This window comes from Pelomonas dachongensis (assembly GCF_043555865.1).
In the GTDB taxonomy this organism is placed as follows: Bacteria; Pseudomonadota; Gammaproteobacteria; order Burkholderiales; family Burkholderiaceae_C; genus Pelomonas; species Pelomonas dachongensis.
This window is the reverse complement of the sequence record NZ_JBIGHY010000006.1, coordinates 103,801-118,593: the sequence shown is the minus strand read 5'-3', so window position 1 is coordinate 118,593 and position 14,793 is coordinate 103,801. Positions and strand designations below refer to the sequence as shown.

20 protein-coding genes are annotated in these 14,793 nt (G+C 70.2%); 6 read left to right on the top strand and 14 right to left on the bottom strand.

Annotated elements, in window-relative coordinates:
• Window positions 1-2 precede the first annotated feature (2 nt).
• From ACG02S_RS16970 to ACG02S_RS16950, 5 genes are read left to right on the top strand one after another with little or no spacing between them, the layout of a single operon-like run.
• Window positions 3-332 (top strand): DUF1636 family protein, encoded by a 330-nt coding sequence (locus ACG02S_RS16970; RefSeq protein WP_394471661.1) that lies wholly within the window; start codon window positions 3-5, stop codon window positions 330-332.
• Window positions 332-1,258, top strand: coding sequence for an adenosylcobinamide-phosphate synthase CbiB (cbiB, locus tag ACG02S_RS16965; RefSeq protein WP_394471660.1), 927 nt, complete (start codon window positions 332-334; stop codon window positions 1,256-1,258). Before ACG02S_RS16970 ends, cbiB begins: the two co-directional genes overlap by 1 nt.
• Window positions 1,255-2,235, top strand: coding sequence for an aminotransferase class I/II-fold pyridoxal phosphate-dependent enzyme (locus ACG02S_RS16960; protein ID WP_394471659.1), 981 nt, complete (start codon window positions 1,255-1,257; stop codon window positions 2,233-2,235). The genes cbiB and ACG02S_RS16960 overlap by 4 nt, the downstream gene beginning before the upstream one ends.
• Window positions 2,232-3,683 carry a cobyric acid synthase gene (locus tag ACG02S_RS16955; protein ID WP_394471658.1) on the top strand — a complete coding sequence of 484 codons (1,452 nt, stop codon included), beginning with the start codon at window positions 2,232-2,234 and terminating at the stop codon, window positions 3,681-3,683. The genes ACG02S_RS16960 and ACG02S_RS16955 overlap by 4 nt, the downstream gene beginning before the upstream one ends.
• A gap of 14 nt (window positions 3,684-3,697) precedes the next feature.
• Window positions 3,698-4,750: a S1/P1 nuclease gene (locus ACG02S_RS16950; RefSeq protein ID WP_394471657.1), complete on the top strand. Its 1,053-nt coding sequence runs from the start codon at window positions 3,698-3,700 to the stop codon at window positions 4,748-4,750.
• Between the two features lie 33 nt (window positions 4,751-4,783).
• Here ACG02S_RS16950 and ACG02S_RS16945 read toward each other — a convergent pair whose 3' ends face one another.
• On the bottom strand, window positions 4,784-5,191 hold the full coding sequence (locus tag ACG02S_RS16945) for a Rid family hydrolase (RefSeq protein ID WP_394471656.1): 408 nt from the start codon (window positions 5,189-5,191) through the stop codon (window positions 4,784-4,786).
• Window positions 5,192-5,310: 119 nt separating this feature from the next.
• Between ACG02S_RS16945 and ACG02S_RS16940 the strand changes: the two genes are divergently transcribed.
• Complete coding sequence (locus tag ACG02S_RS16940; RefSeq protein WP_394471655.1) at window positions 5,311-6,228, top strand: LysR family transcriptional regulator; 918 nt, start codon at window positions 5,311-5,313, stop codon at window positions 6,226-6,228.
• 17 nt (window positions 6,229-6,245) lie between these two features.
• Here ACG02S_RS16940 and ACG02S_RS16935 read toward each other — a convergent pair whose 3' ends face one another.
• The 13 genes from ACG02S_RS16935 to ACG02S_RS16875 form a co-directional block, all read right to left on the bottom strand.
• The gene (locus ACG02S_RS16935; RefSeq protein WP_394471654.1) at window positions 6,246-6,494 is read right to left on the bottom strand and encodes a YfhL family 4Fe-4S dicluster ferredoxin; all 249 of its coding nucleotides are present in this window, start codon (window positions 6,492-6,494) and stop codon (window positions 6,246-6,248) included.
• Window positions 6,495-6,621: 127 nt separating this feature from the next.
• Window positions 6,622-7,122, bottom strand: coding sequence for a pantetheine-phosphate adenylyltransferase (gene coaD / locus ACG02S_RS16930; protein WP_394471653.1), 501 nt, complete (start codon window positions 7,120-7,122; stop codon window positions 6,622-6,624).
• Between the two features lie 78 nt (window positions 7,123-7,200).
• A complete protein-coding gene (gene rsmD / locus ACG02S_RS16925; RefSeq protein ID WP_394471652.1) occupies window positions 7,201-7,836 on the bottom strand; it encodes a 16S rRNA (guanine(966)-N(2))-methyltransferase RsmD in 636 nt (211 codons plus the stop codon).
• 3 nt (window positions 7,837-7,839) lie between these two features.
• Window positions 7,840-8,613, bottom strand: a complete 774-nt coding sequence (gene hisF, locus ACG02S_RS16920; protein WP_394471651.1) for an imidazole glycerol phosphate synthase subunit HisF — start codon at window positions 8,611-8,613, stop codon at window positions 7,840-7,842.
• A complete protein-coding gene (hisA, locus tag ACG02S_RS16915) occupies window positions 8,613-9,362 on the bottom strand; it encodes a 1-(5-phosphoribosyl)-5-[(5-phosphoribosylamino)methylideneamino]imidazole-4-carboxamide isomerase (protein WP_394471650.1) in 750 nt (249 codons plus the stop codon). The genes hisF and hisA overlap by 1 nt, the downstream gene beginning before the upstream one ends.
• A 66-nt stretch (window positions 9,363-9,428) precedes the next feature.
• On the bottom strand, window positions 9,429-10,076 hold the full coding sequence (gene hisH, locus ACG02S_RS16910; RefSeq protein WP_394471649.1) for an imidazole glycerol phosphate synthase subunit HisH: 648 nt from the start codon (window positions 10,074-10,076) through the stop codon (window positions 9,429-9,431).
• A gap of 1 nt (window position 10,077) precedes the next feature.
• Complete coding sequence (gene hisB / locus ACG02S_RS16905; RefSeq protein WP_394471648.1) at window positions 10,078-10,689, bottom strand: imidazoleglycerol-phosphate dehydratase HisB; 612 nt, start codon at window positions 10,687-10,689, stop codon at window positions 10,078-10,080.
• Window positions 10,686-11,768 carry a histidinol-phosphate transaminase gene (gene hisC / locus ACG02S_RS16900; protein WP_394471647.1) on the bottom strand — a complete coding sequence of 361 codons (1,083 nt, stop codon included), beginning with the start codon at window positions 11,766-11,768 and terminating at the stop codon, window positions 10,686-10,688. Before hisC ends, hisB begins: the two co-directional genes overlap by 4 nt.
• Window positions 11,765-12,196: a PIN domain-containing protein gene (locus ACG02S_RS16895; RefSeq protein ID WP_394471646.1), complete on the bottom strand. Its 432-nt coding sequence runs from the start codon at window positions 12,194-12,196 to the stop codon at window positions 11,765-11,767. The genes hisC and ACG02S_RS16895 overlap by 4 nt, the downstream gene beginning before the upstream one ends.
• Window positions 12,193-12,411 carry a CopG family transcriptional regulator gene (locus ACG02S_RS16890; RefSeq protein ID WP_394471645.1) on the bottom strand — a complete coding sequence of 73 codons (219 nt, stop codon included), beginning with the start codon at window positions 12,409-12,411 and terminating at the stop codon, window positions 12,193-12,195. Before ACG02S_RS16890 ends, ACG02S_RS16895 begins: the two co-directional genes overlap by 4 nt.
• A gap of 170 nt (window positions 12,412-12,581) precedes the next feature.
• A complete protein-coding gene (gene hisD, locus ACG02S_RS16885; protein ID WP_394471644.1) occupies window positions 12,582-13,883 on the bottom strand; it encodes a histidinol dehydrogenase in 1,302 nt (433 codons plus the stop codon).
• Window positions 13,880-14,539, bottom strand: coding sequence for an ATP phosphoribosyltransferase (gene hisG / locus ACG02S_RS16880; protein ID WP_394471643.1), 660 nt, complete (start codon window positions 14,537-14,539; stop codon window positions 13,880-13,882). The genes hisD and hisG overlap by 4 nt, the downstream gene beginning before the upstream one ends.
• The gene (locus ACG02S_RS16875) at window positions 14,536-14,775 is read right to left on the bottom strand and encodes a BolA family protein (protein ID WP_394471642.1); all 240 of its coding nucleotides are present in this window, start codon (window positions 14,773-14,775) and stop codon (window positions 14,536-14,538) included. The genes hisG and ACG02S_RS16875 overlap by 4 nt, the downstream gene beginning before the upstream one ends.
• Window positions 14,776-14,793: the final 18 nt, after the last annotated feature.

Below are 14,793 nucleotides of genomic sequence, written 5' to 3'. Positions count from 1 at the left end.
GCGTGCTCATCATCTGCACCACCTGTGATGACGGCCGCGGCCAGGCACTGCTGGAAGCCGTCGAGAACGAGGCGCTGGCGCGCGACCTGCCGCTGCCCATCCGCGGCCAGGCCTGCATGGCCGCCTGTCGGCAGAGCTGCACCGCGGCGCTACAGGGTGCGGGCAAGCACAGCTACCTCTTCGGCCAACTGGCGCCCGATGCGGACAGCGTCGCCGCGCTGCTGGACGTGGCCGCCCAGCACGCCGAACCCGGCGACGGCCTGCTGGCCTGGGCACGGCGCCCCGAGCGGCTCAAGAGCGGCCTGCTGGCCCGCCTGCCGCCGCTGGGCTGATGCAGGCCGTCTCGCTGATGCCGCTGTTGCTGCCGCTGGCGGTGATGGTGGCGCTGCTGGTGGACCGGCTGGGCGAGCCGCCCGGCTGGATGCACCCCGTCGTCGGCATGGGGCGCTTCCTGGGCTGGTTCAGGCTCACAGGCCTGCCCGCGGCAGCGGCCTTCGCGGCCGGTGCGCTGGCGTGGCTGCTGGGTGCGGCAGCCGTGGTCTTCATCGCGCTGTGGCTGGAGGGCCAGGTGTTGCTGGTGCTGCAGCCCTGGCTGTCGCCGCTGCGCCTGGCCGGTGCCGCGGTGCTGGTGGGCGTGTTGCTGAAGCCGCTGCTGGCGTGGCGCATGCTGGCCGACGAGGCCAGGGCCGTCGAGGACGCGCTGCGCGAGTCGCTGGACGCCGGCCGCGCGCGGCTGTCCCGCCTCGTCAGCCGCGACACGTCCACGCTGACCGACATCGAGGTGCGCGAGGCCGCCATCGAAACGCTGGCCGAGAACCTGAACGACTCCGTCATCGCGCCGCTGTTCTGGTTCGCCATCGCCGGGCTGCCGGGCGCGGCGCTCTACCGCTTCGCCAACACGGCGGATGCGATGTGGGGCTACCGCGACGAACGCGAGTGGAGCGGCAAATGGGCGGCGCGGGCCGACGACGTGCTGTCGTGGATCCCCGCGCGCCTGACGGCGCTGCTGATCGCGCGGCCTTCGCTGCGGCTGCTGCGCGAGGCCCGCCGCACGCCGTCGCCCAACAGCGGCTGGCCCATGGCGGCCATGGCGCTGCGGCTGGGCGTTAGGCTGGGCAAGCCGGGGGTTTACACGCTGCACGCCGACGGCCGGTCCGCAAGGCCCGACGATCTGCACGCCGTGCTGGCTGTGGCGTGGCACGCTGTCGTTGCCGGCGCCGCGCTGATCGCGGGGCTGGCCTGGACGCTGAGGTCATGATCCACACCCCCCTGCTGCCCGAACACGGCGGCCCGGACGACGGCCCCTCGGCGGCGTTCGATTTCTCCACCAACGCCAGCCCGCTGGGCCCGCCGCCCGCGCTGCTGCGCGCCGTGCAGGCCGCCGACCGGGCGTGCTACCCCGACCCGGGCTACCGCGCGCTGCGCCGCCGCCTCGGTGACGAGCAACGCGTGCTGCCGACCGCGGGCGGCGCCGAGGGCATACGCCGGCTGACGCTGGCGGCGATGCTGTCGGGCCGCCGCGAGGCCTGGGTGCCGCAACCCGGCTTCGGCGACTACGCGCTCGCCGCACACGCGCTGGGCCTGGCGGTGAAGTCTTACAGCGACCCGGCCGACATCCGGCCGACCGCGCCTGCGCTCGTCTGGATCTGCGAGCCCAGCAACCCGACCGGCGCGTGCCTGGCGCCGTGGCCCGACCTGGGGGATACGCTGCTCATCGTGGACCGCGCCTACGAGCCGCTGCGGCTGCAGGGCGAGGCGCCCACGCTGCCCGCGCATGCGTGGCAGTTGGTGTGCCCCAACAAGGCGCTGGGCCTGACGGGCATCCGTGCCGGCTACGCCCTCGCACCGGCCACCGACGCCATCTGGGCGCTGGCACTCTCGCTGGCCCCCAGCTGGGTGCTGTCGGCCGAGGGCGTGGCACTGCTGACGCATTGGCTGGACGAGGACACACAAGCCTGGCTGGCCGATGTGCGCACACAACTGCGCGTGTGGCGCACCGCCCAGCGCGCGCTGCTGGCCGACCTGGACTGGCAGCAGCGCGACAGCTGCACGAACTTCTGGCTGGCCCGCCCGCCGCAGGCCGACATGCTGCCGCGGCTGCGCGAGCGCGGCATCCGGCTGCGCGATGCGACCTCGTTCGGCCTGCCTGGCTGGGTGCGCGTGTCGACGCAACCACCGGCCGCGCAGCAAGCGCTGCAGCTGGCCGTGCTGGAAATCGAGGGAGAGGATGCATGAGCAGAGGAAAAGCCGTCATGGTGCTGGGCACCACCAGCGGCGCGGGCAAGAGCTGGCTGGCCACCGCGCTGTGCCGCTGGTACGCGCGGCAAGGCCTGAAGGTCGCGCCGTTCAAGGCGCAGAACATGAGCAACAACGCGCGCGTGGTGCCGGGACTGAACGGCCTGATGGGCGAGATCGGCAGCGCGCAGTACTTCCAGGCGCTGGCCGCGCGCCGCGTGCCCGAGGTGCGCATGAATCCCGTGCTGCTGAAGCCCGAGGCGGACACGCGCAGCCAGGTCGTCGTGCTGGGCGAGGTGGACGAGGCGTTGTCGCGCATGCCCTGGCGCGAGCGCAGCGCGCTGCTGAAGCCCCGCGCCCGCGCCGCGCTGCACGAACTGCTGAGCGAGAACGACGTGGTGGTCGTCGAAGGTGCCGGCTCGCCGGCCGAGATCAACCTCGCGCCGACCGACTACGTGAACCTGGGCACTGCGCGCGATGCGAAAGCAGCATGCCTGCTGGTCACCGACATCGACCGCGGCGGCGCCTTCGCCCACCTGTACGGCACGCACCAGCTGATGCCCGCCGACGTGCGCGCGCGGGTCAAGGGCTTCGTGCTGAACCGCTTCCGCGGCGACGCGGGCCTGCTGTCGCCCGGCCCCGAGCAGTTGGAGCACCTGACCGGCGTGCCCACCATCGCGACGCTGCCGATGTGGCGCGGTCACGGCCTGCCGGAGGAAGACGGCGTGTTCGACGACGCGACGACCGGCCACGGGGGCGAAGGCGTGCGCATCGCCGTCATCGCCTACCCGCGCATCTCCAACCTCGACGAGTTCCAGCCGCTGCGCCAGCTGCCCGGCGTGCGCCTGTCCTGGGCGCGCGAGCCGCGGGACCTGCAAGGTGCCGACTGGATCATCCTGCCCGGCAGCAAGGCCACCACGGCCGACCTGGCCTGGCTGCGTGCGCAGAAGCTGGACCTGGCCATCAACGCCCACCGTGGCCGCGTGCTGGGCATCTGCGGCGGGCTGCAGATGCTGGGCGAGGCGCTGATCGACACGCACGGCGTGGACGGCAATGCCCCCGGCCTGGGCCTGCTGCCGCTGGTGACGGCATTCGAGCCGGAAAAGTTGCTGCGCAACACGCAGCTGCAGTTCGGCGCCACTGACGGTCCGTGGTCAACATTGGCCGGCGTGCAGGCCGACGGCTACGAGATCCACCACGGCCGCACGCAGCCGCATGCGGGTCTGCCGCCACCGCAGGTCGCGCTGCGCAACGCGGCGGGCGAGGCGATCGGCTGGCAGTCGGGGCGCACGCTGGGCGTCTACGCCCACGGCCTGTTCGAGCAGCCGGCCGTGCTGCAGGCGCTGTTCGGCCAGACCGGCCGGCCGCTGGACGCGGTGTTCGACGGCCTGGCGGATTTCATCGACCTGCACTTCCAACCGGGCAAACTGGCGGGCCTGATCGCATGAAGAAGGATTGACCCGTGTTTGTTCGCCGACTTGCCGCCCCGCTGCTGCTGGCCCTTGCCACCACCGCACACGCCTGGAGCGGCGTCGGCCACCAGACCGTGGGCGCCCTGACCGAACAGCTGCTGCAGGGCACGCCTGCCGCGCGGCGCGTGGCCGAGTTGCTGGGCGACCTGCCGCTCGCCCAGGCCGCCGTGTGGCTGGACTGCGCTCGCGGCATCGACCCCGCCAAGGGCTTCGACTACACGGCGCGCGGACGCAATGCCGAATGCGCGCCGTTCGAGACCGATGCCGGCATCGCCGAGCTGCGCGCCTTCGTGCAGCGCAACCACCGCCAGTGCCACCCCGCGCCCGGTGCCGAGGACTGCCACCGCGGCTACCACTACGCCAACCTCGCCTACCAGCGCAGCCGCTACCTGCCGGGCAGCACCGGCGCGCGGCCGGACGACATCGTCGGCGCCGCCACGGCGGCCATCGCCGTGCTGCGGGGGCAGACGGCCACGGCGCCGTTCGGCTTCGAGTCGCCACGCGACGCGCTGCTGGTGATCGCCCATCTCGTTGGCGACATGCACCAGCCCCTGCACATCGGCTCCGTCTACCTGGATGCGCAGGGGCAGCCCGTGGACCCGGACAAGACCGGCCTGGACCCCGCCACGTTCACGCGTGGCAGCAATCAGGTCGTCATTCCGGCCCGCCCACCCACCGGCGCCGCGGGCCTGAAGGCCGTGGCGGCCGGCTGGCGCATGCCCAACCTGCATTCGCTCTGGGACGGCGTTCCGGCCGCGCTGACGCCGGCCAGCATCGACGCCGCCTGGCTTCAGGCCGCACGCCAGGTGCCGGTCACGCCCGGCGAGATGGCCGGCTGGCCGGCACGCTGGGCCAGCGAGTCGCTGGACCAGGCCCGGCCGGCGCTGCACGACCTGGCCTTCGGCCCCCGCCAGGGCGAGGTCTGGACCGCCACGCTGCCGCCGGATTACGAGGCCCGGATGGCCGAGATCAAGCGCGAGCAGCTGACGCGCGCTGCCGCACGACTGGCGCAGGTGCTGCAGGCGACGCTGGGCATGCCTTGACGCTGGCGTTGGCGCTGGCGGGCCGGTGCGTTGTCAGGCAGCCAGCGTCTGCGGCAGCTTGGCGATGACCTTGATCTCGAACTGGAAGCCGTAGAGCCAGGTCACGCCGATGCCGGTCAGCGTGGGGTGCGGCGCCTCGCCCCAATGCGCCATCACCACGGGCCAGACCCGTTCGAAGTTCTTTTCCGCATCGACGACGAAGACCGTCACGTCCACCACGTCGCCGAACGTGCAGCCGGCTGCCGCCAGGATGTGGTTCAGGTTGTCGAACGCCAGCCCGACCTGCGGCTCCAGCCCGGGTTCGGGCGAGCCGTCCGCCCGGCTGCCCACCTGGCCCGACACGAACAGGAAGCCGTTGGCGCGGATGGCTGGCGAATAGCGGTTGCGCTCGTACAGCGCCTGACGGCCGGCGGGGAAGACGACATCGCGTGGGGAAGACATGGCATCACTTTCTCTTTGCAGGGATGTCGTGAACTCTAGGCAGCGGACGGCGGCAGAAAAAGAGGCCGGCACCACAATCAGTTTTTGCCCACACCAAACAATCGGGAGCCCCGCAAGCCATGGACCGTTTCGATGCGCTGCAGGCATTCGCCCGCGTCGTGGAAACCGGCAGCTTCACGAAGGCGGCGCGCGCGCTGGACGTGAGCAACGCCACCGTCACGCAGCTCGTGCAGCAACTGGAGGCGCGGCTGCGTGTGAAGCTGCTGCACCGCACGACGCGGCAGGTGCGCGTGACCGAGGATGGGGCGGCCTACTACGAGCGCGTCGTGCGCCTGCTGGCCGACCTGGAGGCCGCGGACACCAGTCTGTCCGATGCGTCGGCCGCGCTGAGGGGAAGGCTGCGCGTGGACGTGCCCAGCCCGCTCGCCCGGCTGGTGCTGGTGCCCGCACTGCCGGATTTCCACGCCCGCTACCCGGAGATCCAGCTGCATCTGGGTGTCAGCGACCGCATGGTGGATGTCATTGGCGACCACGTCGACTGCGTGCTGCGGGGGGGCGAACTGGCCGACTCGACACTGATCGCGCGCCGTGTCGGCTCGCTGACCATGGGCGTCTACGCCGCGCCGGCCTACCTGCAGCGGGCCGGCACACCCGAGCACCCGCTGGACCTGGCGGACGAACCGCACCGCACCGTCGGCTACCTGCGCTGGCGCAGCGGCAGCGTGGCGCCGCTCACGCTGCACCGCGAGGGCGAGACCGTCGAACTGCACGGCCGCCACCTGCTGGCGGTGGACGACGGCAATGCCTACCTGGCCGCCGGCCTGGCGGGCCTGGGCGCGCTCTGGTTGCCGCGCTACATGGCCGCGGCGCACGTGGCGCGTGGCGAACTGCTGCCGGTGCTGGCCGATTGGCAGGTCGACGCGATGCCGCTGTACATGGCCTTCCCGCCGAACCGGCATGTCAGCGCCAAGCTGCGCACCTTCATCGACTGGGTGGCGGCCGTGCTGGCGCAGCAGCCGGCGATCACGACCGCCTGAGCGGGCTCAAGCGGCGCTCAAACGGCGGTCAGACGCTGGTACTTCTGCAGCAGCGTCTCGCGCGTCTCGACGTGGGCCGGGTTCACCGGAATGCAGGCCACCGGGCACAGCATCACGCACTGCGGCTCGTCGAAGTGGCCCACGCACTCGGTGCACTTGGACGGCTCGATCTCGTAGAACTCCTCGCCCATCGAGATCGCGTTGTTCGGGCAGGCGGGCTCGCAGACGTCGCAGTTGATGCACTCGTCCGTGATCATCAGCGCCATGCTTCGCCTCCATCGCGCTGGCGGACGAATAGGGCAAGCGCTTGCATGCGCTTGCCGCGCACGGCGGGGCAAGGCATGCCTTGCCGATCCCCGCCGCCGTGCGTGTCAGCGATCATCAAAGCCATCATCAGCCCCCCTTCCTGCAGCGCTCGTTCAGCCGCGTCAGCACCCCGGGCGACACGAACTCCGCCACTTCGCCGCCCAGCGTGGCGATCTCGCGCACGAAGGTGCTGGACGTGTACTGGTGCTTCTCGCCGGGCGTCAGGAAGATGGTCTCGACCTCGGGCATGAGCTTGCGGTTCATGCCCGCCATTTGGAACTCGTACTCGAAGTCGCCGCCCGTGCGCAGCCCGCGCACGACAACCCGGCCGCCATGGGTGCGCACGAAATCGCGCAGCAGGCCGTCGAACGCGATGACCTCGACGTTGCCGATCTGGGCGGCCACCTCCTGCGCCATCACCAGCCGCTCGTCCAGCGTGAACAGCGTCTTCTTGTGATGGCCCACGGCGACGGCCAGCACCAGGCGCTCGAACATGCCGGCAGCGCGGCGCATCAGGTCTTCGTGCCCCAGCGTGATCGGGTCGAAGGTGCCCGGATAGATGGCGGTGATCTGCGTGCGCGAGGTCATCTCAGTGCTGCCCGGTCGCCCAAAGGCACTGAGGCGCCCCCCTGGGGGGCAGCGAGCGAAGCGAGCGTGGGGGCATGATCATGACGCCGGATTGTCCTCGCGACGCAGCAATCGGTAGTGCACCGCGCCGGCACGGCCCTGGCGCCAGGTGGTGAATCCAGCTGGGGGGGCGACCTCGTGGGGCGATTCGACGTAGATCACGCCGTCATCCTTCAGCAGCGGGACGGCGGCGGCCAGCGCCCGGTCAAAGAGGTCATCCGCGAACGGCGGGTCCAGAAAGATCAGGTCGAAGCGGTCCGCGCAGGCCGTCATCCAGTTCAGGGCATTGGCCCGGTGGATGACGAGGGTCGTGGCTTGCAGCCGTTTCTGGCTGGCCCGCAGTCCGTCCACCAGCGCCGCTTCGCGCTCGATCATCACGACCTCGGCCGCATCACGCGATGCCGCCTCGAAACCCAGCGCGCCGCTGCCCGCAAACGCGTCCAGCACGCGCCAGCCGGAGAGCGTCTGCCCCAGCCAGTTGAACAGCGTCTCGCGAATCCGGTCGGACGTCGGGCGCAGGCCGGGCAGGTCGGGCACTGGCAGCTTGGAGCGCTTCCACTGGCCGCCGATGATGCGGATCTCTCCAGGGCCTCTCGCTGCCGGCGTACCGGCTGCGATCCCCCGAGGGGATGCGGGCCGGCTTGCGTCGGCCCGGCGCTCGTCCCGCTTGCCCATGGCCTACTGCCGAACAGGGATGCCGCGCGCCGCCATCAGCGCCTTGGCCTCGCCCACCGTGTGCTGGCCGAAGTGGAAGATGCTGGCGGCGAGCACCGCATCGGCGCCGCCTTGGGTGATGCCGTCGGCCAGGTCGTCCAGCGAACCGACGCCGCCAGATGCGATCACCGGCACCGGCACCGCGTCGCTGACAGCCCGGGTCAGCGCCAGGTCGAAGCCGCTCTTGGTGCCGTCGCGGTCCATGCTGGTCAGCAGGATCTCGCCGGCGCCGAACTCGGCCATCTGCTTGGCCCACGCAACAGCGTCCAGGCCCACGTTCTTGCGACCACCGTGGGTGTAGACGTCCCAGCCCCTGCCTCGCGGGTCATCTTCCGCTCGGCGCTTGGCGTCGATGGCGACGACGATGCACTGAGCGCCGTACTTGTCACTGGCGGCGCGGATCAGCTCGGGGTCGGCCACTGCAGCGGAGTTGAAAGACACCTTGTCGGCGCCCGCGTTCAGAAGCCGCCGCACATCGGCCACCGCCCGCACGCCGCCACCCACCGTCAGCGGGATGAAGACCTTGCTGGCCACCGCTTCGATGATGTGCAGGATCAGGTCGCGACCATCGCTGGTGGCGGTGATGTCCAGGAAGGTCAGCTCGTCGGCACCCTGCTCGTTGTAGCGAGCGGCGATGTCCACCGGGTCGCCCGCATCACGCAGGCCGACGAAGTTGACGCCCTTGACCACGCGGCCGGCGGTGACGTCCAGGCAGGGAATGATGCGCTTGGCGAGCATCAGGCTTGCGACGCCATCAAGGCGTCTGCACGCGCCTGGCCGGCCGCGAAATCGAGGTCGCCGGTGTAGATGGAGCGGCCACAGATGACGCCCTCGACGCCGTCGCCGAACACGGCGCACAGGCGTTCGATGTCGGCGATGTTGGACAGGCCGCCCGACGCGATGACGGGGATGGTCAGCGACTGGGCCAGCTTGACGGTGGCTTCGATGTTGATGCCGGTCAGCATGCCGTCACGGCCGATGTCGGTGTAGATGACGCCCTCGACGCCATAGTCCTGGAACTTCAGCGCCAGGTCGACCACCTCGTGCCCGGTCAGCTTGCTCCAGCCGTCGGTGGCGACCTTGCCGTCCTTGGCGTCCAGGCCCACGATGATGTGGCCACCGAACGCGGTGCAGGCGTCGCGCAGGAAGCCGGGGTTCTTCACCGCAGCCGTGCCGATGATGACGTAGCTCAGGCCGTCATCCAGGTAACGCTCGATGGTGTCGAGGTCGCGGATGCCGCCGCCCAGCTGGATGGGGATCTCGTCGCCCACCTCCTTGATGATGGCCTTGATGGCCGGCTCGTTGACCGGCTTGCCCGCGAAGGCGCCGTTCAGGTCCACCAGGTGCAGCCTGCGCGCGCCGGCATCCACCCAGCGGCGGGCCATCGCGGCGGGGTCTTCGCCGAAGGTGGTGGAGTCGTTCATGTCGCCTTGCTTGAGGCGGACACAGCGACCGTCTTTCAGGTCGATGGCGGGGATCAGCAGCATGGCCGGTGGCTGAGGGGCTGGAAGGAGAAGATGGGGGACGAGAAGGTGCGGACCGCAGGGAAACGGTCAGGGCGTCCAGTGAAGGAAGTTGCGGTAGAGCGCGAGGCCCAGCGCGGCACTTTTCTCGGGATGGAATTGGGTCGCAAAAATATTATCCCGGGCTACCGCACAGGTAAAGCGAAGGCCGTAGTCGGTTTCGCCCGCGCTGTGTTGCGGCAACGCGGTGGTCGCGTAGAAGCTGTGCACGAAGTAGAACCAGCTGCCGTCGGGGATGCCATCCCACACAGCATGCGCACTCGGCTGGTGCACGCGGTTCCAGCCCATCTGCGGCACCTTGTAGCGGCTGCCGTCGGGTTGCAGTTGGCCTTCCAGGCGGAAGCGCTGCACGCGGCCAGGGATCAGCCCCAGGCCCGGGGTGTCCTGCTCCTCGCTGTGGTCCAGCAGCATCTGCATGCCGACGCACACGCCCAGCAGCGGCTTGCTGGCGGCGGCTTCGAGCACGGCGTCCTTGGCACCCGATGCGGCCAGTTCGGCCATGCAGTCGCGCATCGCGCCCTGGCCCGGCAGCACGACGCGCTCGGCGGCGCGGATCACGTCGGGGTCGCAGGTGATGGCGACCTCGAAGCCCTGCCCCTGGGCAGCATGGATGACGGCCTGCGACACGGAGCGCAGGTTGCCCATGCCGTAGTCGACGACGGCAACAGTCCGGGTCATGTCAGAGGCTGCCTTTGGTGGAAGGGATCACGCCCGCCGAGCGCGGGTCGGGCGTCGTGGCCATGCGCAGCGCGCGGCCAAAGGCCTTGAACATCGTCTCGGCCTGGTGGTGGGCGTTGTGGCCCTTCAGGTTGTCGATGTGCACCGTCGCCAGCGCCAGGTTGGCAAAGCCCTGGAAGAACTCGAAGGTCAGCTGCGTGTCGAACGCGCCGATGGCACCGGACGTGAACTTCACGTCCATGTGCAGACCCGGGCGGCCCGACAGGTCGATGACGACACGCGACAGCGCCTCGTCCAGCGGCACATAGCTGTGGCCGTAGCGCGTCAGCCCGGCCTTGTCACCGACCGCCTGCGCGATGGCCATGCCCAGCGTGATGCCCACGTCTTCCACGGTGTGGTGGCCGTCGATGTGCAGGTCGCCCTCGCAGTGGATGTCCAGGTCGATCAAGCCGTGGCGGGCGATCTGGTCCAGCATGTGGTCGAAGAAACCGATGCCGGTGTGCAGTTTGGACTGGCCCGTGCCGTCCAGGTTGACGCGCACGGTGATGCGCGTCTCGCGGGTGTTGCGGGTGACTTCGGCAGTGCGGGGAGCGACGGGAGCGGTGGCGGTCATGACAGACATTCGGGCAGTTCGGCCAGCAGGCGGATGTTCTCGTCCGGCGTGCCGATGGTGATGCGCAGGCAGTTGGCGAGCAAGGGGTGGGCCGCGGAGACGTTCTTGATCAATACGCCGCGGGCCTTCAACGCGACAAAGGTGGCCGCCGCGTCGCCGACCCTGGCCAAAATCATATTGCCCTGGCTGGGCCACGGGGTGATGCCCGGCAGCGCCTGCAAGGCGGCGAACACACGCTCCCGCTCAGTGCGCAGCGTCGCGGCCTGGGCGGCGTACACGTCGGCATGGTCCAGCGCGAACATCGCGGCTTCGGCATTCAACACGCTGACGTTGAATGGCGGGCGCAGTTTCTCGATCTGGTCGACCAGCTCCTTGGCGCCCAGCAGGTAGCCGATGCGCACGCCGGCCAGGCCGAACTTGCTCATGGTGCGCATGACGAGCACGTGCGGGTGGCGCGCCATCAGCGTCAGGCTGTCGCTGGACGCGAACGGCTGGTAGGCCTCGTCCATGACCACCAGCCCCGGCGCGGCGGCAACGATGCGCTCGATAGCGCCCGCGTCCCACAGGTTGCCGGTCGGGTTGTTCGGGTACGAGAGGTAGACCAGAGCGGGCTGGTGTTGCTCGATGGCCGCCAGCATGGCCGCTTCGTCCAGCTCGAAGTCGTCCGCGCGCAGCGGCACGCCGACGAAGTTCAGCCGCTGGTGCTGCGCGCACATCTCGTAGATGACGAAGCTCGGCAGCGGCGACACGATGGCCGCACCGGGCTGCGCGACGGCCAGCGTCAGCAGGCTGATGAGCTCATCCGACCCGTTGCCCAGCGTGATGCCCACGTCGGACGGCACGCCTGCATGTGTGCGCAGCGCAGCAGCGAGCTCGGCGGTGCGCTCGGCCGGGTAGCGGTTGATGGCCACGGCACCCAGGCGCTCGCCCAGCTCGCGCTGCAGCTCGGGCGACAGGCGGAACGGGTTCTCCATGATGTCCAGCTTCACGACGCCGGCACTGGGCTGGACCACGTAGGCATGGGCCGCGCGCACGTCGGGGCGGATGCGGGCGAGGGCTTGCTGCAGGCGGTCGGTCATGGCGGGCAAACGAGGGGGTTGAGGACCTGGACGCTGTCGTACTGAGCGTCGTGGGGCAGGGACAGGCTGAGCAGACGGGTGCAGCCTTGCGCCTTGGCACTGGCGACAACCAGCGCATCGGCGAACGGCAGGCCGAAGCGGCTTTCCAGCGACCAGGCAGACTCGACGGTGGCCTGGTCAGCGCCCCACGGCTGCCAGTGCTGGTAGCGCCGCACCTCCGCGCGCACGTCACCCTGCGGCATGGGCGGGTTCACGCGCTGCGTGGCCAGCAGGTAGAAATCGTTCAACACCTGCACGGAGACCCGGCCGGTGCGCGCGGCCCACAGCTCGCGCAGCCAGGCCAGCACCTGCTCGCGCTCGGCCGGGCGGGCGCCGTCCTCGCTGAACAGCAGCACAGAGGTGTCGACGAAGACCGGGTCAGCTTTCACAGCGTGCTCCGAACGGGATAGGGCTGGCCGTCGGACGACCAGCTGCGCTCGCGGTGCAGCCAGTCCTGCAGCGCCCGCTCGTAGGCGTCGTCGTGCCGCATCTTCTCGGCCAGCAGCTCGCCCAGCAGGCGCGAGACGCTGGTGTTGCGCCGCGCCGCCTCCAGCCGGGCCCATTCGGCCACGGCGTCGTCCATCGAGACGGTGACGTTCTTCATGGCCTCAAGATTACACGAAGTTCGTGTTCCACGAACTTCGTGGATCATCAAGGCCCGCACCAGAGCTCAGGTTTCATCAGCCGCGGCAGCAGCGGGTTTTGCAGCGCCATGACGTGCCGCAAACCGGGCGCCGCGCGGGCGATGTCCGCGCCTTGGCGGCGCGCAGGCCATCACTTCAGACGCAGCTCCGCAGCTCGCGCGTGGGCTTGCAGGCCCTCGCCGTGCGCCAGCGTCGACGCGATGCGGCCCAGCGTCTGCGCGCCCTGCTCGCTGACCTCGATGAGGCTGCTGCGCTTCTGGAAGTCGTACACGCCCAGTGGCGACGAGAAGCGCGCCGTGCTGGCCGTGGGCAGCACGTGGTTGGGGCCGGCGCAGTAGTCACCCAGGCTTTCGCTCGTGTAAGCACCCATGAAGATGGCGCCGGCGTGGCGCAGCAGCGGTTCCCAGCGAGCCGGCTCGGCGGCGCTGATCTCGAGGTGCTCGGGTGCGATGCCATTGCTGATCTCGCAGGCCTCTTCCATCGAGCGCGTGTGGATCAGCGCGCCGCGGCCGGCCAACGAGGCGCGCACGATGTCGGCGCGCGGCAGTTCCGGCAGCAGGCGCTCCATGCTCGCGCGCACGGCGTCGAGGAACGCGGCGTCGGGGCTCAGCAAGATGCTCTGCGCCAGCTCGTCATGCTCGGCCTGGCTGAACAGGTCCATCGCCACCCAGTCGGGCGGCGTCGTGCCGTCGGCGATGACGAGGATCTCGCTGGGGCCGGCAATCATGTCGATGCCGACCTGGCCGAACACGTGCTTCTTGGCCGAGGCCACGTAGGCATTGCCCGGGCCGGTGATCTTGTCGACGCGCGGAATCGTCGCCGTGCCGTAGGCCAGCGCCGCCACGGCCTGCGCGCCACCGAGGGTGAACACGCGATGCACGCCGGCCACGGCGGCGGCGGCCAGCACCAGCGGGTTGCGCACGCCGTCCGGCGTGGGCACGACCATGATGATTTCCTGCACGCCGGCCACAACGGCCGGAATCGCGTTCATCAGCACGCTGCTGGGATAGGCCGCCTTGCCGCCGGGCACGTAGATGCCCACGCGGTCCAGCGGCGTGACCTTCTGGCCGAGCAGGCTGCCGTCCTCGTCGCGGTAGCTCCAGCTGCGGCCCGAGGCCTCCATCTGGCGCTCGTGATACGAGCGCACGCGCCGGGCCGCCGCCTGCAGCGCATCGCGCTGGGCAGGCGAGATGGAGGCCAGCGCGGCCTGCAGCTCAGCTTGACTGATCTCCAGCGCGGCAACGCTGTCCGCACTCAGCCGGTCGAAGCGGGCGGTGTACTCCAGCACGGCGGCATCGCCACGGGCGTGCACGTCGGCCAGGATCTCCGCGACGCGACCCTCGATGGCCGCGTCGGTCTCCGCCGACCAATGGCGCAGGCGCTCGAACTCGGCTTGGAAGTCGGCGGCGGCGGTCGAGAGCTGGCGGATCATGCGGTGACGGCGCCGGCGAAGGCGTCGATGAGCGGTCGCAGCGTGTCGCGCTTGAGCTTCAGCGCGGCCTGGTTGACGACGAGGCGGGACGAGATGTCCATGATCTGCTCCACCTCCACCAGCTTGTTCGCGCGCAGCGTGCCGCCGGTGGACACCAGGTCGACGATGGCCTCGGCCAGGCCGGTCAGCGGCGCCAGCTCCATGGAGCCGTACAGCTTGATCAGGTCCACATGAACGCCCTTGGCGGCGAAATGCTGGCGCGCGATTTCGGTGTACTTGGTGGCCACGCGGATGCGCGAGCCCTGTTTCACGGCGGCTTCGTAGTCGAAGTCGGCACGCGTGGCCACGCTCATGCGGCAGCGGGCGATTTTCAGGTCCAGCGGCTGGTACAGGCCGTGCGAGCCGCCCTCGGCCAGCGCCTGCTCGTGCAGCACGTCGCGGCCGGCCACGCCCAGGTCGGCGCCGCCGTACTGCACGTAGGTGGGAACGTCGCTGGCGCGGACCATCACGATGCGCACGCCGTCCCGGTTGGTCGGCAGGATGAGCTTGCGCGAGGTCTCGGGATCCTCCAGCACCTCGATGCCCGCGGCGCGCAGCAGCGGCAGCGTCTCCTCGAAGATGCGGCCCTTGGACAGGGCAAGGGTCAGGCCGCTCATTGCGTCCACTCCTCGGGCGCCAGCGTCTTCATGGACAACGCATGGATCTGCTCCTTCATGCGCTCGCCCAAGGCGGCGTACACGCGCTGGTGGCGCTTGATGCGGGTCAGCCCGGCGAACTCGGCCGACACGATGGTGGCGAAGAAATGGCGGCCGTCGCCCTCGACTTCGAGATGCACGCAGGGCAGGCCTGCGGCAATGAAATCGCGCACTTCTTGCGGGGTCGGGTCGGCCATCAGGGGTCCTCGGTGGAA